This window comes from Acidobacteriota bacterium (genome assembly GCA_020853395.1).
Lineage (GTDB): Bacteria > Acidobacteriota > Vicinamibacteria > Vicinamibacterales > SCN-69-37 > JADYYY01.
Map to the genome: position 1 here is coordinate 1 of JADYYY010000021.1, position 23705 is coordinate 23705.

19 protein-coding genes are annotated in these 23705 nt (G+C 69.4%); 7 read left to right on the plus strand and 12 right to left on the minus strand.

Annotated elements, in window-relative coordinates; genetic code table 11:
• Positions 1-59: 59 nt before the first annotated feature.
• On the minus strand, positions 60-638 hold the full coding sequence (locus tag IT184_18605; GenBank protein ID MCC7010830.1) for an OmpA family protein: 579 nt from the start codon (positions 636-638) through the stop codon (positions 60-62).
• Positions 639-802: 164 nt separating this feature from the next.
• On the opposite strand from IT184_18605, the gene IT184_18610 reads away from it, so the two are divergent.
• On the plus strand, positions 803-1540 hold the full coding sequence (locus IT184_18610; protein MCC7010831.1) for a methyltransferase domain-containing protein: 738 nt from the start codon (positions 803-805) through the stop codon (positions 1538-1540).
• A 127-nt stretch (positions 1541-1667) separates the two neighbouring features.
• Here IT184_18610 and larE read toward each other — a convergent pair whose 3' ends face one another.
• Positions 1668-2513: an ATP-dependent sacrificial sulfur transferase LarE gene (gene larE / locus IT184_18615; protein ID MCC7010832.1), complete on the minus strand. Its 846-nt coding sequence runs from the start codon at positions 2511-2513 to the stop codon at positions 1668-1670.
• Entirely contained in the window at positions 2513-2779 is a 267-nt protein-coding gene (locus IT184_18620) for a hypothetical protein (GenBank protein MCC7010833.1), read from the minus strand. Before IT184_18620 ends, larE begins: the two co-directional genes overlap by 1 nt.
• Positions 2780-2895: 116 nt before the next feature.
• On the opposite strand from IT184_18620, the gene IT184_18625 reads away from it, so the two are divergent.
• The 6 genes from IT184_18625 (at position 2896) to dacB (ending at position 9946) form a co-directional block, all read left to right on the plus strand.
• The gene (locus IT184_18625; protein ID MCC7010834.1) at positions 2896-3564 is read left to right on the plus strand and encodes a PilZ domain-containing protein; all 669 of its coding nucleotides are present in this window, start codon (positions 2896-2898) and stop codon (positions 3562-3564) included.
• Positions 3565-3724: 160 nt separating this feature from the next.
• Positions 3725-4687 (plus strand): ABC transporter ATP-binding protein, encoded by a 963-nt coding sequence (locus IT184_18630; protein ID MCC7010835.1) that lies wholly within the window; start codon positions 3725-3727, stop codon positions 4685-4687.
• A complete protein-coding gene (locus tag IT184_18635) occupies positions 4680-5456 on the plus strand; it encodes an ABC transporter permease subunit (GenBank protein MCC7010836.1) in 777 nt (258 codons plus the stop codon). Before IT184_18630 ends, IT184_18635 begins: the two co-directional genes overlap by 8 nt.
• A gap of 2 nt (positions 5457-5458) precedes the next feature.
• Complete coding sequence (locus IT184_18640) at positions 5459-7033, plus strand: GldG family protein (protein MCC7010837.1); 1575 nt, start codon at positions 5459-5461, stop codon at positions 7031-7033.
• 19 nt (positions 7034-7052) lie between these two features.
• Positions 7053-8420: a DUF4340 domain-containing protein gene (locus IT184_18645; protein MCC7010838.1), complete on the plus strand. Its 1368-nt coding sequence runs from the start codon at positions 7053-7055 to the stop codon at positions 8418-8420.
• Complete coding sequence (dacB, locus tag IT184_18650) at positions 8417-9946, plus strand: D-alanyl-D-alanine carboxypeptidase/D-alanyl-D-alanine-endopeptidase (GenBank protein MCC7010839.1); 1530 nt, start codon at positions 8417-8419, stop codon at positions 9944-9946. The genes IT184_18645 and dacB overlap by 4 nt, the downstream gene beginning before the upstream one ends.
• Before the next feature lie 21 nt (positions 9947-9967).
• Here the strand turns inward: dacB and IT184_18655 are convergent, their stop codons facing one another.
• From IT184_18655 to IT184_18695, 9 genes are all read right to left on the minus strand, one after another.
• The gene (locus IT184_18655; GenBank protein MCC7010840.1) at positions 9968-13816 is read right to left on the minus strand and encodes a DUF4175 family protein; all 3849 of its coding nucleotides are present in this window, start codon (positions 13814-13816) and stop codon (positions 9968-9970) included.
• Positions 13817-13877: 61 nt separating this feature from the next.
• Positions 13878-16019 (minus strand): BatA domain-containing protein, encoded by a 2142-nt coding sequence (locus IT184_18660; GenBank protein ID MCC7010841.1) that lies wholly within the window; start codon positions 16017-16019, stop codon positions 13878-13880.
• Positions 16020-16021: 2 nt separating this feature from the next.
• On the minus strand, positions 16022-16930 hold the full coding sequence (locus tag IT184_18665) for a DUF58 domain-containing protein (GenBank protein ID MCC7010842.1): 909 nt from the start codon (positions 16928-16930) through the stop codon (positions 16022-16024).
• Complete coding sequence (locus IT184_18670; GenBank protein MCC7010843.1) at positions 16930-17937, minus strand: MoxR family ATPase; 1008 nt, start codon at positions 17935-17937, stop codon at positions 16930-16932. The genes IT184_18665 and IT184_18670 overlap by 1 nt, the downstream gene beginning before the upstream one ends.
• A gap of 70 nt (positions 17938-18007) precedes the next feature.
• Positions 18008-18793, minus strand: a complete 786-nt coding sequence (locus IT184_18675; GenBank protein ID MCC7010844.1) for a DUF4159 domain-containing protein — start codon at positions 18791-18793, stop codon at positions 18008-18010.
• Positions 18790-21099 (minus strand): hypothetical protein, encoded by a 2310-nt coding sequence (locus IT184_18680; GenBank protein ID MCC7010845.1) that lies wholly within the window; start codon positions 21097-21099, stop codon positions 18790-18792. The genes IT184_18675 and IT184_18680 overlap by 4 nt, the downstream gene beginning before the upstream one ends.
• Positions 21100-21114: 15 nt before the next feature.
• Positions 21115-22338 (minus strand): alanyl-tRNA editing protein, encoded by a 1224-nt coding sequence (locus IT184_18685; GenBank protein MCC7010846.1) that lies wholly within the window; start codon positions 22336-22338, stop codon positions 21115-21117.
• Positions 22335-23036, minus strand: coding sequence for a 7-cyano-7-deazaguanine synthase QueC (gene queC, locus IT184_18690; GenBank protein MCC7010847.1), 702 nt, complete (start codon positions 23034-23036; stop codon positions 22335-22337). Before queC ends, IT184_18685 begins: the two co-directional genes overlap by 4 nt.
• Entirely contained in the window at positions 23036-23677 is a 642-nt protein-coding gene (locus tag IT184_18695; protein MCC7010848.1) for a radical SAM protein, read from the minus strand. Before IT184_18695 ends, queC begins: the two co-directional genes overlap by 1 nt.
• Positions 23678-23705: the final 28 nt, after the last annotated feature.

Below are 23705 nucleotides of genomic sequence, written 5' to 3' on the forward strand. Positions count from 1 at the left end.
GGGCGCCGCGGCCGTGACACGGCCGCGGCGCCCCGGCGATCGAAGCCGTCGGGCGGCGTCTACTTCGCCGTGATGACGAAGTGGCCGCGGCGGTTCAGCGACCAGCAGCTCTCGGCCTCATCCGTGCAGACCGGCTGCTCCTCGCCCATCGTGACGATCGTGATACGCGTCGTCGGGACGCCGAGGCTGGCCAGGTAGTCGCGGACGGCCGAGGCGCGGCGCTCGCCGAGCGCCAGGTTGTACTCGCTCGTCCCGCGCGAATCGGCGTGCCCTTCGACCGTCACCATGGTCGTCGTCCACTTCTTCATCCAGTCCGAGTTCTTCTGGAGGCTCGCACGCGCGGCGTCCGACAGATCGGCCTTGTCCAGGTCGAAGTACACGTCGTCGAGCGGCTTCTGCGCGTTCAGCTCGGCGAGCGACAGCCGCGCGAACAGCTCGGCTTCCGTCGGCGGTGCCGGTGGAGGCGGCGGCGGAGGCGGCGGCGGTGGCGGAGGTGGAGGCGGCGGCGCCGGCGCGGGAGGCGGGGGCGGCGGCGGTGGCGGGGGCTGCACGACCGGCGGCGGCTGCTTGCGGCACGCGGCCGAGAACGTCGCAAGACCCGCACAGCCCACCATGAGGAGCAATGAGAGCGCGATCATCCGGCTTCTTGACGTCCGGCTTCTGTTGGAGGCCATTCCCTGCACCTTCTTTCTCCAGATGTGAGTTGTGGCGAGCTTAACGGGCTGAAAGTGTACCTGTCAATCAGCTTGCGACCGGAGCGCGCATCGGATCGCGGCGAGTCGCGACGATAGAATGCGCTCCGATGGAGCGGATGCTCGCGGCGACGCTGCGCGCCGAAGACACGCACTTCTGGTTTCGCGCGCTCCGGCGACAAGCGCAGCGGCTCCTCGACGACGCGCGCGCATCGGCGACGCTCACGCGAATCGTCGACTGCGGCGCGGGCACGGGACGGAATCTGGACTGGCTGCGCCGGTACGCGCCTGCGATCGGCATCGAGCGGTCGTGGTTCGGATTGTCCGCGGGCCGCGCGCGCGGCCGCTCGATGATCGGCGGATCCGTGGCCGCCCTGCCGCTCTCCGACGGCTGCGCCGATCTCGTGACGTCGTTCGACGTCCTCTACTGTCTCGACGACGAGACCGAGCGGAGGGCGATCGCCGAGATGTGGCGCGTGCTGCGGCCGGGCGGGATCGCGCTCCTCAACGTCGCGGCGCTCGACGTCCTTCGCGGATCGCACTCGGCGCTGACGCACGAGCGCCGGCGCTACACGAAAACCCGTCTGTCGCGCCGGCTCACCGCCGCGGGGTTCCGCGTCGAGCGGCTCACCTACACGAACTGCGTGCTGTTTCCGGCCGCGCTGGCCACGCGCAGCCTGGAGCGGCTCACCGGGCGCGCGGCGGCGCCGTCGGAATCCGACCTGACGGTGCCGTCACGTCCGATCAACTGGCTGCTCGATCGGCTGCTCGCCGCCGAGGCGGCCTGGCTGCGTGTCGCCGACCTCCCGGTCGGCACGTCGATCATGGCCGTGGCGCGGAAACCCTGAACGGTCCAAGCGCCACGAACCGGGCGGATAGCGGAGGCAGGCCGTGGGGCCGCGGTGAACGGACGCTCTCTGCCGGGCGGCTGCTCGCCGTCGGCGCGCCGACGACGCTGGCGGCCAGCCTGCGCCGCTACACCGGACGGAGCTTCAGCCCTTCGTTCAGGCTGCCGAGCCGATAGCCGCGCAGGTCGAGCGCGACGTATCGGAAGCCGAGCGCCCGCAGCGCCTCGTCGATGGCGCCGGCAACCTCGGGGTCGAGCGCCCGAGGCATCTCGTCACGTCCGATCTCGAGCCGGGCGACCTCGCCATGGTGTCGGACGCGAAGGATCCGGAAGCCCAAGCCTCGCAGTGCATCTTCGGCCTGCTCGATGACGCGAAGCTTGTCGGGGGTGACTTCCGAGTAGTACGGAATCCGCGAGGACAGGCATGCCGAGGCCGGCTCGTCCCACGTCGGCAGCCCGGCTTCGCGCGAGAGCCGGCGGATGTCCTCTTTGGTGAGGCCCGCTTCGTCGAGCGGGCTGATGACGCCGAACTCCTGCGCGGCGCGCCGGCCGGGCCTGTAGTCGCCGCGGTCGTCGGCGTTGCTGCCGTCGGCGACGGCAGCGAAGCCCCGGTCGGCCGCGAGCCTCGCCAGGTGCGAATACAACTCCGTCTTGCAGTGATAGCAGCGATCCGGATGGTTGGCGCGGTACTCGGGGCGCTCGAGCTCCGCCGTCCGGATCACCTCGTGGCGCAACCCGAAGTCCCGCGCGATCGCCAGCGCCATGGCGCGGTGCCGTTCGGGATAACTGTCGCTGTCGGCGGTGATCGAGAGCGCGCGATCGCCGAGCGCACGCGTCGCCGCCCAGGCCAGGAATGCCGAGTCGACGCCGCCGCTGTAAGCCACGACGAGCGACGGCAGCGCCCGCAGCAGGCGATCCAGCGCGGCCTCACGTTCACGCAGTTCGTCGCCGGCAGCCGGATCGAAATCACCCATCACTCTTCCCAGTCGTCGTCCTTCTCGTCCTCGGTGTCCTCGTCGTCGTCGAACTCCTCGTCCTCGACGTCCTCACCGGCCTCTTCGTCGTCCTCGTCTTCGTCGTCTTCTTCTTCGTCGTCGCTCTCGAACTCGAGCGGGCTGGTGCTGGCGACGCGCAGGCGGCTGCCGCACTCTTCACAGTCCCACGGATCACCGACCTCCATCTCGTCGAGATCGTCGTCGTCGATCTCCAGTTCCACGTCGCATTCGGGGCAGGTCGCCATTCGATCTCCTTCGTGGGGCCGTGACGAATCAGCGGTTCGTCCCCCTGCTGCTGAAATCGCTCGCCGTCGTACTTCAGTCGATTATAGTGACCACGGAGAAAGCGGCGTCAAGTGCGATGTCAACGAAGACGGTTCTGATCGCGCACCGGCAGGCGGCCGTGCGCGATCGCTTCGCGGTGGCGCTCGCCGACGCGCGGCACGGCTGCGTGCTGACCGACTCGGAGGACGCGGCGATGGAGGCCGCCGCGCACCAGCCGTTCGACTTGGCGGTCGTCGATCTCGGGCTCTCCGCCACGCCCGTGGCGTTCGTGCGCCGGCTGGCGGGCCGCGCGGTGCCGGTCATGGTCTTCTCGGGCAGCGTGCCGACCGCCGCCGAGATCCCGCCGCTCGCGGCGCTGAACGTGAGCTACGTGAACGAGTACGCGAGCACCGCGCAGATCCTTCCCGCGCTCGCGCCGCGCCTCTTCCCCGACAGCTTCAACCGCCGCGTGAACGTCCGGGCCGCGATCGGCGTGCCGGTCACCTACCGTGCCGGCGATCTCGTCGCCGGCGCCGTCACGCTCGACCTCGGCCGCGGCGGCGTCGCCATCCGGACGATGACGCCGCTCGCCAAGGGCACGCCGATCCAGGTCCGGTTCCGGCTGCCCGGCGTCCCCCAGGAGATCGACGCGAGCGGTCTGGTCGCCTGGAGCGACATCAGGGTCGGGATGGGCGTCCAGTTCGATCGCGTCTCGGCGACCGACCAGCGAACGATCGAAGGGTTCGTCGAGGCGCAAACGCGGTGAGCGCCGGCGGAACCTCCGGCGCCGACTATTCGTCAAGTTGACACGTCTTTTCGGCAGGCACTACGATCCGAGGTTGTAACCAAGCCGTTTTCCAAGGTTTACACCCATCCTTGCGGGCCTCTTCCGGGTCCGCGGTTCATCCCTGCCGGGGGACGCACGCATGATCGAGGTCCAACACCTCACGAAGCGATACGGGCCGTTCACGGCCGTCGACGACGTCAGCTTTCGAGTCGAAAAGGGCGAGATCCTCGGATTCCTCGGGCCCAACGGGGCGGGCAAGACGACGACGATGCGCGTGCTGACCGGCTACATGCCGGCCACCGAGGGCAAAGCGGTCGTCGCCGGATACGACGTGTTCGAGCAGCCGCTCGAGGCCAAGCGACGAACCGGGTATCTTCCCGAGACGCCGCCGCTCTATCCCGACATGACGGTGCGCGAGTACCTGACGTTCGTCGCGCGCCTGAAGCTGGGCCGCACGTCCAAGGCCGAGCGGAACGCCCGGGTCGAGTCCGCGATGCGGAAGACGCACGTGGACGACATGGCGAACCGCCACTGCGCCAAGCTCTCCAAGGGCTACCGCCAGCGCGTCGGGCTGGCCCAAGCGCTGATCCACGATCCGGAGGTGCTGATCCTCGACGAGCCCACGGCCGGGCTCGACCCGAAGCAGATCATCGAGACGCGGGACCTCATCCGTGGCCTGGCCGGCGATCACACGATCGTGCTGAGCACGCACATCCTTCCCGAGGTCGCCCAGACCTGCCAGCGCGTCGTCATCATCAACAAGGGCCGGGTCGTCGCGGTCGATTCGCCGGAGAACCTGACCCACCAGTTGAAGGGCGCGGCGACGCTGTACGTGCAGGTCGACGCCCCGGACGGCGGCGCCGTCGAGACGCTGACGCAGGTGCCGGGCGTGCTGTCGGTCTCGGTCGCCGATCGACACGGGACGCTCGTCGGCTACGAAGTCGAGGCCGCGCCGAACCATGACATCCGCCGCGAGATCGCCCGAGCCATCGTCAACCGCGGCTGGGGCCTGCTCGAGCTGCGTCCGATGCGGATGAGCCTCGAGGAGATCTTCCTCCAGTTGACGACCGAGGAACAGCCCGAGGAGGCCGCCCATGCGTAGGTCGCTGACCAACGTCGTCACGATTGCCGGCAAGGAGCTGCGCGGCTACTTCGCCTCACCCGTCGCCTGGGTGACGATGGGGCTGTTCGCGGTGCTGTTCGGCTGGTTCTACAACGTGCACCTCGACTACTTCGCGCGGGCGGCGATGCGCACGCAGTTCGGCCCGCCGCCGCCGCAGAACGTCAACAACGACATGATTCGGCCGCTGCTGCAGAACGCCAGCGTGCTCATGCTCTTCCTCCTGCCGATGATCACGATGCGGACCTACTCGGAGGAGAAGCGCTCGGGGACGATCGAGCTGCTCCTCACGGCGCCGGTGACCGACGTCGAGATCATTCTCGGCAAGTTCCTCGGCGTGGTCGGCCTGTACCTCGGCCTGCTGGGCGTCACGCTGCTCTACGTGCTGCTGCTGTTCGGCGTGGGATCGCCCGAGTGGCGGCCGCTCATCTCCGGCTACCTCGGCCTGCTGCTGCTCGGCGGGTGCTTCATCTCGGCGGGCCTGTTCATCTCGAGCACGACGAAGAACCAGATGGTGGCGGGCGCCGCGACGTTCGTCGTCTCGCTGATGTTCTGGATCATCAGTTGGTTCGCCGACAGCGCCGGTCCCACGCTCGGTCCAATCCTGAACTACCTGTCCGTCACGCAGCACTTCGACGACTTCGGCAAGGGCGTGATCGACACGTCGCACGTGGTGTACTACCTGAGTTTCATTCTGTTCGGGCTGTTCCTGACGCTGAAGTCGGTGGACACCGAGCGGTGGAGAGGTTAGCCGTGAAACGACTCTTCGGAGCCATCGGCTGGCTCGGCGTCGTGCTCGTCGTCGCCGCCGTCGTCCTGCGCGTCGTGCGCCCGGAGGCGCCGCAGTGGTCCCAGCGCCTGGCCCTGGCCGGCCTGGTCGTGACGCTGCTGTACGGGCTCACGCAATGGCGCGACATCGCGCGCTCGTTCCAGGGGCGCAACGTCAAGTACGGCTCGATCGCGGCGTCGAGCGTCGTCCTGGTGCTGGGCATCCTCGTCGGGCTGAACTGGATCGCGTCACGCCAGAACAAGCGGTGGGACCTCACGGCGGCCGGACAGTTCTCGCTGTCCGACCAGACGAAGAAGATCCTCGCCGAGCTGAAGCAGCCCCTGACGATCCGCGCATTCTACACGGGCGTCGCCGATCAGTACCGGGATCGGCTGAAGGAGTACGAGTACGCCTCGTCGCAGGTCAGCACGGAGTTCATCGACGCCGAGCGGAATCCGCTCGAGGCGCAGAAGCGGGAGATCACGACCGTCCCGACCTTCCTGATCGAGTACGCCGGCCGCACCGAGCGCGCCTCGTCGGACGACGAGCAGAGCCTGACGAACGCGTTGAAGAAGGTCATCGAGGGCAAGGCCAAGAAGGCCTACTTCGTCCAGGGGCACGGCGAGAAGGACCCGACCGCGTCCGATCCGAACGGCTACAGCGGGATCGCCGATGCGCTGAAGACCGACAACTTCGACGTGGCGCCGCTCACGCTCGCGCAGCAAGGCAGCGTGCCGGACGACGCGACGCTCCTGGTAATCGCGGGCCCGAAGACGGATCTGCTGCAGGGCGAAATCGACGCCGTGAAGGCGTTCCTCGCGCGTGGCGGCAAGGTGGCGCTGCTCATCGATCCGCCGGACAAAGGCACGGCGCCCGACGTGAGCCGGCTCATCGCGCTCGCGGAGGAGTGGGGCGTGGACGTCGGCAACGATCTCGTCGTCGACGCGAGCGGGCTGGGCCAACTGATCGGAACGGACGCGTCGGTGCCGATCGCGATGCCGGTCGCGCACCCGATCACCGAGAACTTCCGGGTGATGACGGCGTTTCCGCTCGCGCGATCGGTCGCGCCGGTCGAGGGCGGCCGAGGCGGCCACGTGCCGCAGAAGGTGCTCGAGACCAGCCCGCAGAGCTGGGCCGAATCGGATCTCGAGAGCCTGTACTCGACGGGGCGGCCGTCGCGCGATCCGGACAAGGGCGACAAGGCGGGCCCCGTGTCGATCGCCGCGGCCGTGTCGGCGGCCGCGACCAATGCCCCGGCCGCGCCGGCTGATGCCGCGCCCGACGCGCCCAAGCCCGAGACGCGCGTCGTCGTCGTCGGCGACAGCGACTTCGCGTCGAACCGTGCGCTCGGTATCCAGGGCAACCGCGACCTGTTCCTGAACATGGCGAATTGGCTGGCCCAGCAGGAGGATCTCATCGCGATCCGCCCGCGCAGCCCGGAGAGCCGCCCGCTGACGATGACCGCGGATCAGCAGGCGATGGTGTTCTGGTTCACGATGGTGATCGTGCCGTTGCTGCTCATCGGCAACGGCGTGCGGGTCTGGTGGAAGAAGCGGTAACGGACGAGGGTAGACGACGATGCGCGGATCGCGTTCGCTGCTGGTGCTGCTGGTCGTCGCGCTCGGACTCGGCGCCTACATCTACTTCGTCGAGTCGAAGCGGGACACGACCGACCCGTCGCTGAAACGGGACAAGGTCTTCGCCCTGGAGCCGGGAAAGATCGACGAGGTCGAGATCCACGCGGCGTCCGGCGAGATCACGACGCTGAAGAAGAACGGCGACGACTGGCAGATGGCCGCGCCGGTATCGACCGCCGCCGATGCCGGCACGGTGTCGTCGCTCGTGTCGAGCCTCGAGACCCTCGAGAAGCAGAAGACGCTCGAGGAGCATCCCTCGTCGGTGACGCCGTTCGGGCTGCAGCCGGCGCGGATCACCGTGACGTTCAGGGTCGCGGGCGACAGCAGCCCGCGCCGGCTGCTCATCGGCAACAAGACGCCCACGGGCGCCGATCTGTACGCGCAGGTGGAAGGCTCGCCCGCGGTCTTTCTGATCTCGGCCTATCTCGAGGACACGTTCAGCCGATCGACGTTCGATCTCCGCGACAAGTCGGTGCTGAAGTTCTCCCGCGATGCGGTCGACACGATCCGGCTCGAGCCGGCCGCCGGGCCCGCCGTGACGCTCGCGCGTAAGGGCACGGACTGGCGCGTGAGCCAGCCGGTCGACGTGCGCGCAGACTTCCTCGCGGTCGACGCCATCCTGAACCGCGTCTCGCAGGGACAGATGAAGGCGATCGTGGCGGGCGACGCGGCCCCGCCGTCCGCCGCCGATCTGAAGAAGTTCGGCCTCGATCGGCCGCAGCTCGTGGCGACCTTCGGCGCCGGATCCAACAAGGCGGCGCTCGCGATCGGCGCCAATCAAGACGGCGGCAGCGTGTACGCGCGCGACCTCTCGAGGCCCCTCGTGTTCACCGTGGACGCCAGCGTGCTGACGGACATGAAGAAGACGCCGGCGGACCTGCGCGTGAAGGACGTGTTCGAGTTCAAGTCGTTCAATGCGCGGAGCTTCGAGCTGACGCGCGGCGGCGCGACGTATGCCTTCGAGAAGACCACGGCGGCTCAGGGGACGGAGGCCGCAGCGGATTCGTGGAAGCAGACGAAACCGGCCGCGAAGGACATGAACACCACCGGCGTGACCGACCTGCTGAACGCGTGGTCGAGCCTGCGCGCCGAATCGTTCACGGATCGCCCGCTCGCGAGCGGCGAGGACGTCGTCGTGGGCGTCACGTTCGGCGACGCCACGCCCCCTGACGCGGAACGGGTCACGTTCCGCAAGTCCGGGGACGTGGTACACGCGCTCCGTGCCGGCGAACCCGGCGCCGCCGTGATCCCGGTCGCCGAGTACCAGAAGGCCCTCATCCAGTTCAACGAGCTGACGGGCACGAAGTGACGCGCCGCGCGATCGCCGGCGCGGCGGTCGTGCTGGCACTCGCAGGCCTGCCGCACGCGCCGGCCAGCGCGACGGCGCCGAAAGCCTCGCGCCTCGCAGACGCGTACCCTCAGCAGCCGGACACGACGCTCACCGCCGATCTCGACCGCGTGCTCGACGCGCCGGAACTGTCGCGCGCGCTCGTGGCCGCCCGCGTCGAATCGCTCGTCGACGGGCGCGTCCTGTACAGCCGCCACGCCGATACGCTCGTCGTACCCGGCTCGAACATGAAGATCCTGACGGTCGCCGTCGCGGCGGAGCGACTGGGCCTGTCGTACCGCTTCGAGACGCGACTGGACGCCGAAGGCGAGATCGTCGACGGCACGCTCCGCGGTGACCTCGTCGTCACCGGCACGGGCGACCCTTCCATCGGGTCACCCGACGATGGGCACGCGGCAGTGTTCCTGGAGTGGGCAGAGGCGCTGCACCGCGCGGGCATCCACCACGTGGCCGGCCGCATCGTCGGCGACGACAACGCGTTCGACGATCGCGAGCTCGGTCCGGGATGGGCGTGGGACTACCTGGCGTACGGATACGCGGCGCCAGCCGGCGCGCTCAACTACAACGAGAACGCGGCCGTGCTGCGAATCACCGCCGGCGCCGCCGAAGGCCGGCCGGCGAGCGTTCGCGCCGGTCCGCCAGGGCACCCGCTGGACGTCCGGGCGGACGTCACGACGACGGCCAGCGGATCGGCCCCGACGATCGTCCTCGAACGGTTCCCTGGCCGCCCGACGCTCCTCGTCCGAGGCAGCGTGCCTCGATCCGGCGCGGCCATCTCGCGCACAGCCGCGGTGGACAACCCGACGCGCTTCTTCGTCGAGGCGCTGCGGCTCGCATTGGCATCTCGAGGAATCGCGGTCGACGGCGGCGCGTGGGACATCGACGATCTTCCGCCGGCGGCTGCCCCACGGCCCAGGCAGCTCGTCGCACGACATGCGTCGCCGCCGCTCTCGGCGCTGGCCGGATACGCGATGAACGTGAGCCAGAACCAGTACGCGGAGGTGTTCCTCAAGGCGCTCGGCCGCGCGGCCGCCGCGGACGGCAGCACGGAGGCCGGGCGACGGGCCGTCGTCGAGACGCTCACCGCTTGGGGCCTGCCGGCCGATGCACTCGTCCTGCACGACGGATCCGGTCTCTCGAGGTACAACTACCTGACCGCGCTCGCGATCGTCCGGGTGCTCAGGCACGTGTGGGAGGACGAACGGCTGCGGGGACCGTTCGTCTCGTGGCTGCCGATCGGCGGGGCTGCCGGCGGGACGCTCGAGACGAGAATGCGCGGCACGCCGCTCGCCGGCCGCGTGCAGGCGAAGACCGGCACGATCAGCAATGTGAGAGCGCTTTCAGGGATCCTCACCACCCGTGCCGGAGAGAAGCTCGCCTTCGCGATCGTGGCGAATCATTACACGGCCTCGAACGGCAGGATCGACGCGATCGTGGACGAGGCGTTGAATCGGCTGGCGGCAGCCGCGCCCACGGCGATCCCGTAGGCGCGGCGCGCTCTGACTCTCTCAGCGTGACGAGCTCGTGCGGCCCGCCCCGGACTTCTTGGAGAGCTCCCTGAAGTATTCATCGACGAGCGGCCGGTACTGCGCCGGCGCCTCGTCCGCACCCGACAGGTAGAGCTGGTTGTTCGTCGTGTCGGTGCGCTTGCGCAGCTCCCGCTCGACCATCTGCAGTTTTTCGAGGGCGCTCTGCGCCAGTTGCTGCAAGCCGGTGGGATCGCCGATGAGATGTTCGTTCGTCATCTCACGCAGCGCCCGCGCCACGTCGTCGACGGACTGCAGATCGCGCGCGTCGCCGCCCGACGACTGCAGTTGCCGGCGCAGCTCGTTGAGATCGGCGAGCATCTGGCCGGCCTGATTGCGGAACTGCCGGGCGTCCCAACCGCCGGCGCCGCCCGAGTTCATGCCGGGACGGGCATCCCCGCCAGTCAGCGGACCCGCGAAGCTCGGGCTGCCCCAGCCGAGACGCTGGTTGCCGCCCTGCCCGCGGCCACCGACCTGTCCCTGGCCGTCACCTTGACCTTGGCCCTGCCCTTGACCTTGGCCCTGCCCTTGACCTTGGCCTTGACCTTGGCCTTGCCCTTGGCCTTGGCCTTGACCCTGCCCTTGGCCTTGACCCTGCCCTTGGCCCTGCCCTTGGCCTTGACCCTGCCCTTGGCCCTGCCCTTGACCCTGCCCTTGGCCCTGCCCTTGGCCCTGCCCTTGGCCCTGCCCTTGACCCTGCGCCTGCTGGCCTTGGCCCTGCCCCTGTCGACCCTGACCTTGCTGACCTTGTCCTTGCTGACCCTGACCTTGCTGACCCTGCTGACCTTGACCCTGCTGGCCCTGGCCTTGTTGGCCCTGGCCCTGCTGCCCGCGCTGACCTGCGCCGAGCTGCTGCTGCATCTGGTCGCTCAACGACGACAGCCCGCGGACGAGGTTGCCCGCCTGCTGACGTGCGCGATCGAGTCCGCGTCCCTGGGCCGCATTGTCGGCCGCTGACGCCGCCTCGCCCAACCGCTGCCGGACGGTCTCGAGATCGGACGAGATCCGCGACTCCGCCGCCGCGGCGTTCTCGCCGGCCATCAACTGCTTCGAGTAGTCGATGATCTCCTTCACCTGCCGGTTGCGAATGGTGCCCGCGGCCTCCTGGAGTTTCCGGGCGGCATCCCGCTGCCCGTTGTTCAGCGACTGCCGCGCCATCGAATCCACCTGCTGTTCGAGGCCGGCGACGTCCTGACGCAGTTGATCCTTCTGCTGGCCGAGCTGGCGGAACTGCTCGTCGCGCGCGGCACTCGCCGCCGCGCGGTTCGCGGCTTGCACGCCAGCCGAGATCTCCCGCTGCCGGCGCTCGAGATCCTGCGCGCGCGCGAGGGCATCGCGCGGGGTCTGGCCGGCTTGGCCGGTCTGTCCTGCCTGCTGCTGCTCGAGAAGCCGCTGTGCCTCCTGGAGACGTTGCGTCGCCTGCTGGGCGCTGGCGCCAGCGGCAGCACCGCCGGCTGCCGACTGCCGGAGCGAGCTCGCCGACTCCTGCAGCCGGCGCTGCGCGTCAGCCATCGCCTGCGTGTCGAGCCCCTGCCGTTCCGCGTCGCGGCGAAGCTGCTCGAGCTGCCGGGCCGCCTGCTCGAGCTCGTCGGCGAGCGCCCGTTGCGACGAGCCGCCTCCGCCGCCGCCCTGCGACGACTGGGCACGGCCACGCTGTGCCTGCTCTTCCGCCTGGAGCTGGCGTCGCGCCAGCTCGCGGAGGCGTTCGGCCAGCTCGTCGATCTGGCGTTCGGTCTGCTGCTGTTGCGCGCGCTGCTGCGTCTCGTACTGGTTGGCCATCCGGTCGAGCTCGAGCTGGAAGAGGTCCGCCAGCTCGCTGGCGTTCTGCTGGCCGCCGCCGCCTCCACCGCCGCCGCCTCCGCCGCCCTGCTGCACCTCCAAGTCGTACAGTTGCTCGGCCTCCTGGAGGATCTTGAGGGCGCGCCCTTCTGGCGCGAGCGCCTCCTTCGGCTTCTGCGCGCTCAACTGCCCTTCGGCCGCCTTCATCTCCGCGGCTGCCCTCGGCAACAGCTCGCCGATCTTCCGCATGTTCTCCGAGCCGCCGATCCCGACGCGCTGCCGCATCTGGTCGACGAGCTCGTCGACCTGCTCGCGCAGCTTCGACTGCGACAACCCGACGAAGACCGTGTCCTCCTTGAACTTCTCGGCGGTCATCTTCGGTCGGTCGCGCTCGACGTTGAACGTGGCCGAAATGATCTGCCGCTGCTGCTCGGACAGCGCGCCGGCCTGGTTCTGCTGTCCGCCGCCCCCGCCCCCGCCACCTCCGCCAGCCTGGGACTGTGCGCGGCGGAAGTCCTGCCGGAACGGCCGAACCTCGATGAAGTACATGTCGCTCGACACGCTCTTCGGCCCCTTCACCGTGTCGGTGTCGGTCGCCTTCGCGTAGTACGAGACGAAGTCGCCGGGCTTCACGCCCATCTCTTCGAGGTAGACGGTGTGGCTGCCGCTCACCTCCGTGAGCGACTTCTCGCTCCGAGCGTAGAGACCGATCGTCTTCTCCTCGCCGCCGTTCACCGAGTAGATCAGCTCCAGTTGCTTCACGCCGAAGTCGTCGTCGGCTCGCGCCTGGAGAAAGACTTCCTCGACCGGGCTCGCCTTGATGTCGCGCTTCGGCTTGTCGAACGAGACGGTGGGCGGCTGATCGTCCATCGCGTCGATCGTGTACTTCGGCGACGCCGTGACGCGCTCGCCGCGCGGGCCGGTGAGCTCGACGTGGTAGAACCCGTCGTCGGCGATCCGGAAGCTGCCGGCGAGCGTCCCGTCGGGCTGCGCCGACAATGCCGCGGCGGCCCCTGGCTCCACGGCGAGCGACCCGCCCGGCGTGCTCATCGTCGGCTTGATGCGGACGCGAACTTCGGTGCCGCGCAGCGCGGCCACGTCCCCGCCCGCTTCGACGCGCTGCGGCGCCAGCCCCGTGTACGCGGGGAAGACCAGCTCCAGCTCCATCGACTCGACGGCCGGCAGCTCGACGAGCGTCATCTTGTACACGGGCGAGCGCACGCCGTCGGCCTCGACCCAGTACTCGATGTCGTTCTTCAGATCGAACAGCATGCCCTCGTACGTCCCGGACTCGACGGAGGCGACGAGCGGCATCCGCTGCGGGCTGTTCTCTCCCGCCGCCTTGACCATCATCACGACGTCGCTCGATCGGAAGCCCGTGAGGTTCGCGGTGATGCTCTGATCGGATCCTTTCGGCACCGTCACGTCGCCCGGCGCGACCCTGATCGCGTAGGGGCTCGCGGCCTCGGCACTCCTCGACAGCACGAGCAGCGCCGACGCGCCCTGGCGAAAGAACTCCGGACCGATGGCGAGCAGCAGCGCCGCGAGCGCGACGAGGCTGCCGAGCGCCACGGTCTGCCGGCGCAGCGCGGTCTGCCCGATGGTCTTGCCGCCCTCGATCGCCCGGCACTTCTCGACCGCCTGCTCGATCATCCGTTCGAGAATCACCGGCGGCACGTCGGGCACCTGCGCCGCGCCCGTGGCGCCAACGTCGACCGCGCTGAGGATCGCAGCCTGGAGCGACGGCTCCTGCTCCTCGACGTAGAGCGCGACCTGCTGGTCGGTCACCCGACGCCGCATCGGCCGGATCAGCCAGACGGCGATGAGCGCGACGAACACGGCCAGCACGGCCAACCGGAATCCCGTGACCGAGGTCGGGCTGAATCGATACGCCTGCAGGCCCCAGGACGCGAGCCAGACCGCAGCGAGCGCCCCCACGACGAAGACGATCGCGCCACGCAAGAGCAGCCGGGTGCGCCAGCGATTGCGCACCTGACGGATGGCGTCGACGAGCTCCCGACGGTCGGTTCCGCGCTTCAGGGCGTCTTCCATGAATTCACCTGCGATGGTTCGAGCTTACCACCGGCAACCGCCGGCACCTGCCTTCGTCCTGTCACACGATCGATCGAGCGGCGGCAGCACCCGGCTGCGTCAGACCGGGCCGCAGTTGCCGCGACAACCGGTTCGCCGCGATGGCTTCGGCGAGGAGCAAGGCAATCCCGCCAACGAGGAGGAACCACCAGAGCGACTGCTTCTTCTCCATGTCGGCCGCCGTCGGCTCCTGCTGTTCCAGCGACGGCCCGGCGACCGCCGTGCCGGCCGTGTTCGTCATCCCCGCGAGCAGGTCGGCCGGCGAGATCGTGGCGAGGTCCGACTCCGGCGGGTCGAGGTTGACGGCGACGGCGAACGGCCGCTGGTTGCCCATCCCGGCGAGCCGCACGGCGTAGAAGCCCTGCTCGGCGAGCTCGATCGACTGGGCGCCGCTCGTCCCGCCGAGCGTCAACTGCCGCCCTGACGGCGACACGGCCACACCCGTCATGCCGCTGCCGCCGCCCGGCGTGCGGCTGGCTTGCCCCTCGCGGACGATAGCGGCGACCGGCGCCGAGATGTCGAGCATGCGGCCGACCGTGTGCCACGGCTCAGCCGGCGTGTACTGCGCCAGATACCGCGTCGTCTCCTGCAGGATCGGCAGGAACATGCCGTGCGTCGGGAAGTCGTTCCAGTCCGCGTCCAACGTCGAGGTGAACACGACGACGCGGCCGTTGCCGACCCGGCGCTCGGCCATCGCGGTCGCGCCGTCGTCGAACCGCGCGAGCACGCGATCGTTCGGACCGACGGCGATGCGCCGGTATCGGAAGAAGCGCGTGCTCGCCACGTTGGCCGTCCGGGCGCCCTTGAACTGCTGGAAGATCGGGTGGCTCGAGTCCATGGCGCCGAGCGTGCCGCCGCGCAGGCCCGTGCGATCCACCGGTGCGCCGAGCGCGCCGGGCATCAGCGGCCAGTCGCCGGACACCGGCGTGTTGCTGCCGAGCACGATGAACAGGCCGCCGCCCTGGTCCACGAACTTCGCGATCGCGCCGGCCGCGACCGACGACAGCGCCGACGCGTTGTTGAGGATGACGACGGATCGGCCGTCGAGCATGGCGGGCGTGAAGCGAGACACCGCCACCGCCTCGGCGGCGATCGGCGGCGTCCGGCTCAGGCCCAGCCCGGTCGTCAGATACAGGCTCGCGTCGCTCGATGCGCCATCCGCGTGCAGGATCAGCACCGAGACGCTGCGGCTGGGCGAAAGCACGAAGTAGAAGTCGTTGTCCTTCGGCAGCGCGTCGGTGCCGGCGCGGATGGCGCCCTGCACGTTGGCCTCGGCGACGGTGATCGGATCGAAGCTCACGGTCCCGGACGCGTTCGGCGCGAGCGAGATCGTCTGCGTCTGAATCAGCCGGCCGTCGACCTCCAGGCGGACCGCCTGGTTGGCCACGGGATTGGCGCTGCGGTTCGTGAGCCCGGCCGTCAGCGTCGCGCGCTCCTGACCGGAGAACGACTGCCGTTGCACGGCCACCGACGTCACGGTCAGATTGGCGGTCTGGGGATCGGCCACCGAGACCGGAGTGATCGTCGCGCCGTCGGGGAGCCGGATGTCTTCCTGCCGTTCCCATCCGGTCCGCTGGAAGTCGCTGATCAGCACGGCCTCCCGCCGCGTCCGGTCCGATCGGCTCAGGATGGTCTGCGCCTGCCGCAGGGCCGGCGCGTACTTCGTGCCGCGCGCCGACGGCATCGCCGCGCGGATCGCCACCTGCAACTCGCTGCCGAGCGACGTCGCCCGCACCGCCTCTTCCACGCCGTCGTCGAACAGGATCAGCGTCGCGCGATCCTGCCCGCTGAGGCCGCTCGCGACACGCTGAGCCTCGGCCTGGGCCCGCGTCCAGTGATCGCCGTAGGCCATGCTGGCCGACCGATCCAGCAGGATGACGACCTCGCGCGAGCCGGTCGTCGCGGCCACGGCCGCCGCCGCGCTCTCCGTGAAGAACGGACGCGCGAACGCCGCGACGATGAGCGCCATGGCGCCGGCGCGCAGCAGGAGCAGCGGCCAGTTGTGGATCCGGCGCCGCTCGACCGACTCGTACGGAATCCGCCGGAGGAACATCAGCGACGGAAACTCGACGACCTGCTTCCGCTCGCGTTGAATCAGGTGGACGAAGATCGGCACGGCAATCGCCGCGAGCCCGCCGAAGAACAACGGCGCAAGGAACGACATGGCTAGCGCACCCGCATGAGCCGCTCGCGGTTGCCGAGGTAGCCGTGCAGCGCCTCGTCGAGCGGCTTCGACGTGTCGAGCAGCACGTAGTCGATCCGCGCCTCGGAGCACTTGCTGCGGATCGCCTCGATGTGCTCGCGCACGAGCTTCCGGTACTGCTCGGCGAAACCTTCCGGCACGACCGGCACGTCCTCGCCGCTCTCGAGGTCCTGGAACCTCGACGGCTCGGAGTACGGAAACGACACCTCGGCGGGATCGAGCACGTGGAACACCACGAGGTCGTTCCCGAGGAAGCTGTAGGGCTTCAGGGCATCGAGCAGGTCCTCCGGCGGCTCGTACAAGTCGGACACGAGCGCGATGATGCTCCGCCGCTTGAAGTGCTCCGCCATCACCTCGAGCATGGGCACGAGCCGGCCCGGCCGATCGGCGGTCGCGCGGTCGAGCGTGTGGAGCAGCACGTTGAAGTGCTTGGCCGACGGCGGCACGTGCGTCACGATTTGCTGGTCGAACGTCACGATGCCGACGCGATCGCGTTGCCGGTGCGAGAGGTACGCGAGGCACGCCGCCAGGAACTTGCCGTATTCCAGCTTGGTCACGCCGTGGCTGCTGAACGCCATCGACCGCGACGTGTCGAACAGCACCGAGAAGTTCGCGTTCGTGTCCGCTTCGTACTGTTTGACGAAGTAGCGGTCGGTTCGCGCGTACAGCCGCCAGTCCACGCGGCGGATGTCGTCGCCCGGCACGTAGCCGCGGTGCTCGGCGAAGTCGATCGACGCGCCGAAATGGGGCGCGCGATGGAGGCCGTTGATGAACCCGTCCACGACCGACCGCGCCACGAGCTCGAGGTCCTTGACGCGTGAGAGGACCGTCGGGTCGACGAAGCGGGCGCCGGGAACGAGGTGCGTCTCCACTACATCCCCGACTTCGGCAGCGGCACGGTCTTGAGCAGCTCGTCGATGAGCGCGTCGCTCGTCACGCCTTCCGACTCGGCTCGGAAGTTGGTGAGCACGCGATGGCGCAGCACCGGGTGGGCCAGCGCCCGGATGTCGTCGAAGCTCACGTGGTACCGGCCTTCGGTGAGCGCCTTGGCCTTGGCGCCGAGAATGAGGAACTGGGCGGCGCGCACGCTCGCGCCGAACGCGACGTACTTCCGGACGAGCTCCGGCGCGTTGTCCGCCTTGGGCCGGCTCGTCCGCACGATCCGGAGCGCGTAGCGCATGACCGGCTCGGCGACGGGCACGCGCCGCACGAGCCGCTGGAACGCGATCAGATCCTCGCCCGACACCGGCCGCTCGAACTTCGGATCGAGGATCGCCGTGGTCGTGCGTACGACGTCGAACTCCTCGTCCTCGGGCGGGTGCTCGATCACGATGTGGAACATGAACCGGTCCAACTGGGCCTCGGGCAGCGGATAGGTGCCCTCGAGCTCGATCGGGTTCTGCGTGGCGAACACGTAGAACGGCTCGTCGAGCGTGTAGGTGCGCCCCTGGATGGTCACGCGGTGCTCCTGCATCGCCTCGAGCAGCGCTGCCTGCGTCTTCGGCGGGGTGCGGTTGATCTCGTCGGCGAGCACGATGTTCGCGAAGATCGGCCCCGGCGCGAAGACCATCTTGCGCGCCCCGGTGACCGGATCCTCCTGGATGATGTCCGTGCCGGTGATGTCCGACGGCATGAGGTCGGGCGTGAACTGGATCCGGTTGAACTTGAGGTCCAGCACCTGCGCGAGCGTGCGGATGAGCAGCGTCTTCGCGAGGCCGGGCACGCCGACGATGAGGCTGTTGCCGCCGACGAAGAGGGTCAGGAGCACCTGGTCGATGATGTTCTGCTGCCCGACGATCAGCTTGCCCAGCTCTTCTTCGATGCGCCGGCGCCCCGCGTTCATGCGGTCGGCCAGCGCGATGTCCTCCGGCGAGCTCATCGTCACGGTCTTCTCTTGGTCCTGAACGGTCATGGGTGCATCTCCGAAGGCTTGGGCTCGAGCCGTAAGGCTAATGCGTGAGCCCGTAAACGAACTCGTTGACCCCGAACTTGTACGCCTCGTTGCTTTCCTCGATCGGCGAGGTCCCGGTTTCCGAGTACTCCCAGTACTCGGACAGGTCGTTCTGGAAGTTCGCGATGACGTACATCCGCTTCGACGGGTCGTTGTCCTCGAACAACGCGCGAAAGATCGGACGCCCGCCGAGGTTGTACTGCGTCGCGATCTCGAGGGACTTGATCTCGAAGAACGAGTGCCAGACCGGGTGAGTGATGTCGAGGTCGATCCACTGGCTCTCTGGGAGCACCTGGCTCATCTGCGTTTCGAACTGCTGCCACGCCCAGCTCGGGAAGTCGTCCACGATCATGAAGCCGCCCTTCAGCAGGTAGTCGTGCAGCGTCTGCACCTGCTCGGGGGTCATCTGCCAGTAGCCGGGCTCCACGAGATAGATCACCGGGTACTTGAACGTTTCCGGATCGCCGAAGTCGAGGATGTTCGTCTCCTCGACGTGCGCCGTCACGTTGCTCACCGCCGTGAGGATCTTCATGAAGTGCACTTCGCCCGTCGGGTAGTCGTGCGCCCAGGCCGGACCGCCGCGGCCGAACCCGGTCGGGTAGCTCATGCGGACGAACGTGAACTTGCCGTCGTACGGAACGTTGGTCTCGCTGAACCGGCTGGCGCCGAACCCGCGCTCGCCGCGCTGGGCGAACACGGAGGCCGCCAGGCCGAGCAGCACCAGCACGGACACGATCCAGCGGCCGCGCGCCTCCGGCATCGAGCGCACCCGTCCGGCGATCATGCGAGCCCCCGGGCACGGCGGTACAGCCACTCGCCGCCCATCAACCCCAGCAGCAGGGCGAGCACGATCGGCATGTCCCAGAGCTCGCGTTCCTGCACGACCGTGATGCCCTTGCCGCTGTAGCTGATTGCCTCGGGCAGCGCCGCAGCGTCCGCCGCCCGGAAGAACCGGCCCTCGGTGTCCTCGGCGATCCGCTGCAGCAGCGGCGCGCGCATGCCGGCATCGAAGAACTCCGCATCGCTCGGCGCCACTCGCCACGCGACGGTGCCGCGGCCGACGTCGGCGCCGTCCTTGGCCGTGCCGCCGATCGCCACGCGATAGAGGCCGTCCTCCGAGGGCGTGAACCGTCCGTGGTACTCGCCGTCGTGCTCGATGTTCCACTCCATCGGCACGTCCTCGACGCGCCCCGACGGCGACGTGATCGTGGCGACGATGCGCCCCTCGTTCACGCCCTTGTACTCGCGATCGAAGACGTCCGCGCCGATCGTCACCGGCTCGCCGCGCTGGACACGCTCGGGCGCGACGGTCGGCATCACCCGGTCCGGCACGCCATCGATCAGCCAGCGCGCGAGCCGCTGCCAGAAGTCGCGGTGCGTCGTGTCGTCCACGGCCATCGTGGCGTGCATGCGCCACATCCAGGTGTCCTGCACCGGCAGCGCCAGCGCCTTGCCGCGCCCGTAGCGCTGCGCGGCGAGCACGACCTGATCGCGCCCGCCCGACAGCGGGGCCGAGAGCAGGGTCTGCGCCCCGGGCTTGACGTCTCGCGTCGACACGGCGTTCACCGCCGTCAGCGCCGGCAGCGCCGCCCATTTGGCCGCGGCCGCCTCGGGGCGCTCGGTGATCTGCGCGACGGGATGGCCTTCGCCGAGGCGCGTGGGACGGACCATCAGCTCGAGCGGCGGCAGCACCGCCGCCGGCGTCCCGCGTTCGAACGCGATCGGCAGCGCGTCGGCCAGCGGCGTTCCTGCCCACCCGCCCTGCGCGAAGGATCGGAATCCGCCGAGCGCCATCAACCCGCCGCCGCGCACCGCGACGAACTCCTCGAGCAGGCGCAGTTGCTCGGGCGTGAATGCCGCGGCCTCGATGCTGCCCAGCACGAGACCCCGATACGTGAACAGATCCGCGGCCGACGCCGGAAAGCCGTCCGCGAGCTCCTCCGGGCCGTCCACGTTCTTCCGGTAGTACTTGTCGGGCGCGCTGACCGTGGCTTCCGCGGTCCGCTGGAGAATCACGACCTGCACGTTCGGGTCGTCGCGCGTGGCGAGGTCCACGAACTTGGCTTCGGGCCGCGGCTCGCCCTCGACGTAGAGGATCTTCTCGCGCCGGCTGTAGACGTCGACGAGCGTATCGCGCTGGTTGTTCTCGACGACCTCTTCGTTCGACTGCACGGGAACGCGGAACCGGATCGACCGCGCGCCGGCGTCGCCGGCCTTGAAGCGGACCTTCACCGTCATCGCCTCGCCGTCGGCCGGCAGCGTGATGTCCTGCGTGCTGAGCACACGCCCTTCGTCTTCGACGACGAGCGGCACCTTGGTCCCGGCGTATCCCGACTGCGTGACGACGACGTCGACCACGAGCGAGGCGCCCTGCAGCACACGCCGCGGCGTCTCGGCACGGCTCACCTGCACGTCGCGCGAGAGCCGCTCTTTCCCGACGCCCACCGCGAACACGGGCATGCCCTGCGCCTTGAGCCCGGCAATGGCCTGATCGAGCGTGCGATCGGCGTTGTCGGCCCCGTCGCTGACGACCACCAGGCCGGCGACCGGCAGGCCGGTCATCTCGTTCCGCACGCGTTCGAGCGCATCGGCGACGCGCGTCGACGTCCCCTGGAACCCGAGCTCGACGGTGGACTGCAGCCGTTCGGCCACCGTCGAGAACCGGAAGACGCGGAGGTTGAACCGCTGCGCCAGCGCTTTGACGAGCGGACTCTCGTTCGTGCCGAACTGGTCGATCACGTACTGGCTGCGAGGCCGGCCGCCCTCGTCGGTGACGCGCATGCTCCGCGAATCGTCCAGCACGATCCCGACGAAGTTCTGCTGCGGCACGGCGACCTTGAGCAGCAGCACGGGCCGCAGCAGCGCGAACAGCGCCACCGCGACGAGGCCAGTGCGCAGCGCGAGCAGCACGGCCCGGTCCCGTCCGCGCAGCACCGCGACCTGCCAGTAGGTCCAGAGCACGACGGCCGCGGCGGCCAGCACGATCGCGGCCGTGAACCACATCGATCGCGTGGCGCCCAGTACAAACTGTCCCTGCTCGAACACGAGCCGTTCGTACTTGAACAGAGCGCGGAACAGAGTGTCGAGCACGGGAGAAATCCGATTCTACTCGATTGATCCTGTGGGCCCCGGCGACGTCAGCGCCGCGCGCAGCCGGTGCGCGATTTCGTTCAAGAACACGTCGGGCGCCACGGCGATGGCGCCCTGCGCCATCGCCGGCGTGCCTCCGCCCCGGCCGCCCGATCGGCTCAAGACGTCCTTCAGCAACGCCGCCGCGTCGAGCGCCGTCCCCGCGCTCGACGCCACCACGACCGGCGTCGGCGTGCCGCGGCCGGCGAGCGCGGCAATGGTTCCCGATTCTGATACGACAGCGGAGGCCAGACCTTTCAGCGCCGCGCCTTCCAGGCCCGGCTCGCTCCTCAGGACGACACGACACGCGCCGATGATCTCGGCGGATCGCCGCAGCTCGGCCGCGCGGAACGCCGCCAGCTCCTCGTGCGCGCTCCGCAGCGCCCGCGTCGCCTCCCTGAGCTCCGCGTGCATGCGCTCGATCGCCGTGCCGATCTCCTCGACCGGCACCGAGAGGGTGCGCGTGGCGGCGCCGACGACGTCGCGCGATCGCCGATGCGATGCGAGCGCCCGGATGCCGCAGATGAACGTCACGCGCGTGGCACCCTTGAACCGTTCTGTCTGCGCGATCGCAATCTGCCCCACCATGCCGGTTCGCGCGACGTGCGTCCCGCCGCACGCCGACAGGTCGAAATCCTCGACCTCCACGAGCCTCAGCAGGCCGGTGCGCACCGGCTCCTTGCGCAGCGGCAGCCTCGCGGCCTCCTCGGCCGTCGCGAACCGCACCGTCACGGGCCGGTCGTCCCAGATCACCGCGTTCGCTTCCATCTCGGCGCGGGCGCACTCCTCGACGGTGACGTCGCGCGCCAGATCGATCGTCGAAACCATCGTGCCCATGTGGAAGCTGACCGTGCGCACGCCAGCGAGCCGGTCGAATGCCGCCGACAGCACGTGCTGGCCCGTGTGCTGCTGCATGTGGTCGAGGCGCCGCGGCCAGTCGATCTCCCCGCGCACGGTGCGTCCGGGCTTGAGCAACCGATCGACGACGTGCACGACGTCGCCGTCGTCCGTCTCGCCGACCTCCAGCACCGCCGCGTCGCCCAGCCGCCCCATGTCGAACGGCTGGCCTCCGGACGCCGGATAGAACGCCGACTGGTCGAGGCGCGCGAGCATGCGGCCATCCGCGGCGCGCTCGCACTCCCGCACGATCGCGTCGAACGATCGAAGCGTCTGCTCGCCGTAGTAGAGACGAGTCGTCATCGCCCGGCTCCGGACTGCACCCCGTTCACGATCAGCGGATCCGGGATGCCGGCGTCCGCGAACCCCCGCGCCCTAAGCTGACAACTGTCGCACCGGCCGCAAGGCGTGCCGTCGGGACGCGGGTCGTAGCAGCTATGGGTCACACTGTAGTCCACGCCCAGCTCCTGCCCAAGGCGGATGATGCCCGCTTTGGTCAAGTGCTGCAGCGGCGCCCACACTCGCAGCGGGCGACCGCTCACGCCAGCCCGGGTCGCGAGGCTCGCCAGATACTCGAACGCCGCGATGAACTCCGGGCGGCAGTCCGGATAGCCCGAGTAGTCCAGGGCGTTGACGCCGATCACGATCCGCTCGGCCGACAGCACTTCGGCCCATGCCATCGCGAGCGACAGGAGGACGGTGTTTCTCGCCGGCACGTAGGTGGACGGGATGTCGGTGGCGTCGAGAGAGCGATCCTTGGGCACCTCGCTCGTGCCCAGCAGGGCGGATCCGCCGAACGCGGCGAGGTTCACGTCGAGCTCGACGTGCTTCGCACACCCGAGCGCTCCCGCGACCCGACGCGCCGCCTCGATCTCCTGCGCGTGGGTCTGCCCGTACCGGACCGTGAGCGCGTACAGCGTCCAGCCCTCACGCCTGGCCAACGCGGCCGCCGTCGTCGAATCCAGGCCGCCGGAGAGGAGCACTACGGCTGAACCGGCCATCACACGCCTCGCGTCTCGGGACTCCAGATGTACTTGTGCGCCTGGAGCTGGAGCCGCGCCGGCACGCGGGCGTCGAGCATCCACCGCGCGAGCAGGTCCGGCGCCAGCACGCCGTGCACCGGCGAGAAGTGCACGGCCGCGACACGCGCGGCCAGATCATGGCGCCGCAAGACGTCCGCGGCGTACTCGAAGTCCGTCCGGTCGGCGATCACGAACTTCACCTCGTCATGGCGAGACAACTGGTCGAGATTCGCCCAGTGCATCCGTGCGGCTTCGCCGCTGCCCGGACACTTCACGTCGAGGATCGCGACGACGGCGTCCGGAACCTCGTCGATCGGCCGATGGCCGCCCGTCTCGAGCAGCACCTCGTAGCCCTCGGCGACGAGACGCGACAGGAGCGCCGGCGCATCGGGCTGGAGCAGCGGTTCGCCTCCCGTGACTTCCACGAGCCGGCAGCCGTACGCCGCCACCGCGGCCAGCACGTCGTCGATCGACATCTTGCGCCCGCCGGTGAAGGCATACGGCGTGTCGCACCAGGCGCAGCGCAGGTCACACGCCGTGAGCCGCACGAACACGCACGGCCGGCCCGTGTGGGTCGATTCGCCCTGAATCGACTGGTAGATCTCGTGGACGGTCAGCACTCCGTCCAATTCTACGGCCCCGGCGCCA

Coding starts and splice junctions, on each gene's coding strand:
- IT184_18635 (MCC7010836.1), top strand. CDS start 4,680: ATGCGTAGGTCGCTGACCAACGTCGTCACGATTGCCGGCAAGGAGCTG.
- IT184_18620 (MCC7010833.1), bottom strand. CDS start 2,779: ATGGCGACCTGCCCCGAATGCGACGTGGAACTGGAGATCGACGACGAC.
- IT184_18660 (MCC7010841.1), bottom strand. CDS start 16,019: ATGTCGTTCCTTGCGCCGTTGTTCTTCGGCGGGCTCGCGGCGATTGCC.
- IT184_18625 (MCC7010834.1), top strand. CDS start 2,896: ATGTCAACGAAGACGGTTCTGATCGCGCACCGGCAGGCGGCCGTGCGC.
- larE (MCC7010832.1), bottom strand. CDS start 2,513: ATGGGTGATTTCGATCCGGCTGCCGGCGACGAACTGCGTGAACGTGAG.
- IT184_18610 (MCC7010831.1), top strand. CDS start 803: ATGGAGCGGATGCTCGCGGCGACGCTGCGCGCCGAAGACACGCACTTC.
- IT184_18685 (MCC7010846.1), bottom strand. CDS start 22,338: ATGACGACTCGTCTCTACTACGGCGAGCAGACGCTTCGATCGTTCGAC.
- IT184_18630 (MCC7010835.1), top strand. CDS start 3,725: ATGATCGAGGTCCAACACCTCACGAAGCGATACGGGCCGTTCACGGCC.
- IT184_18670 (MCC7010843.1), bottom strand. CDS start 17,937: ATGAGCTCGCCGGAGGACATCGCGCTGGCCGACCGCATGAACGCGGGG.
- IT184_18645 (MCC7010838.1), top strand. CDS start 7,053: ATGCGCGGATCGCGTTCGCTGCTGGTGCTGCTGGTCGTCGCGCTCGGA.
- IT184_18655 (MCC7010840.1), bottom strand. CDS start 13,816: ATGGAAGACGCCCTGAAGCGCGGAACCGACCGTCGGGAGCTCGTCGAC.
- queC (MCC7010847.1), bottom strand. CDS start 23,036: ATGGCCGGTTCAGCCGTAGTGCTCCTCTCCGGCGGCCTGGATTCGACG.
- IT184_18675 (MCC7010844.1), bottom strand. CDS start 18,793: ATGATCGCCGGACGGGTGCGCTCGATGCCGGAGGCGCGCGGCCGCTGG.
- IT184_18605 (MCC7010830.1), bottom strand. CDS start 638: ATGATCGCGCTCTCATTGCTCCTCATGGTGGGCTGTGCGGGTCTTGCG.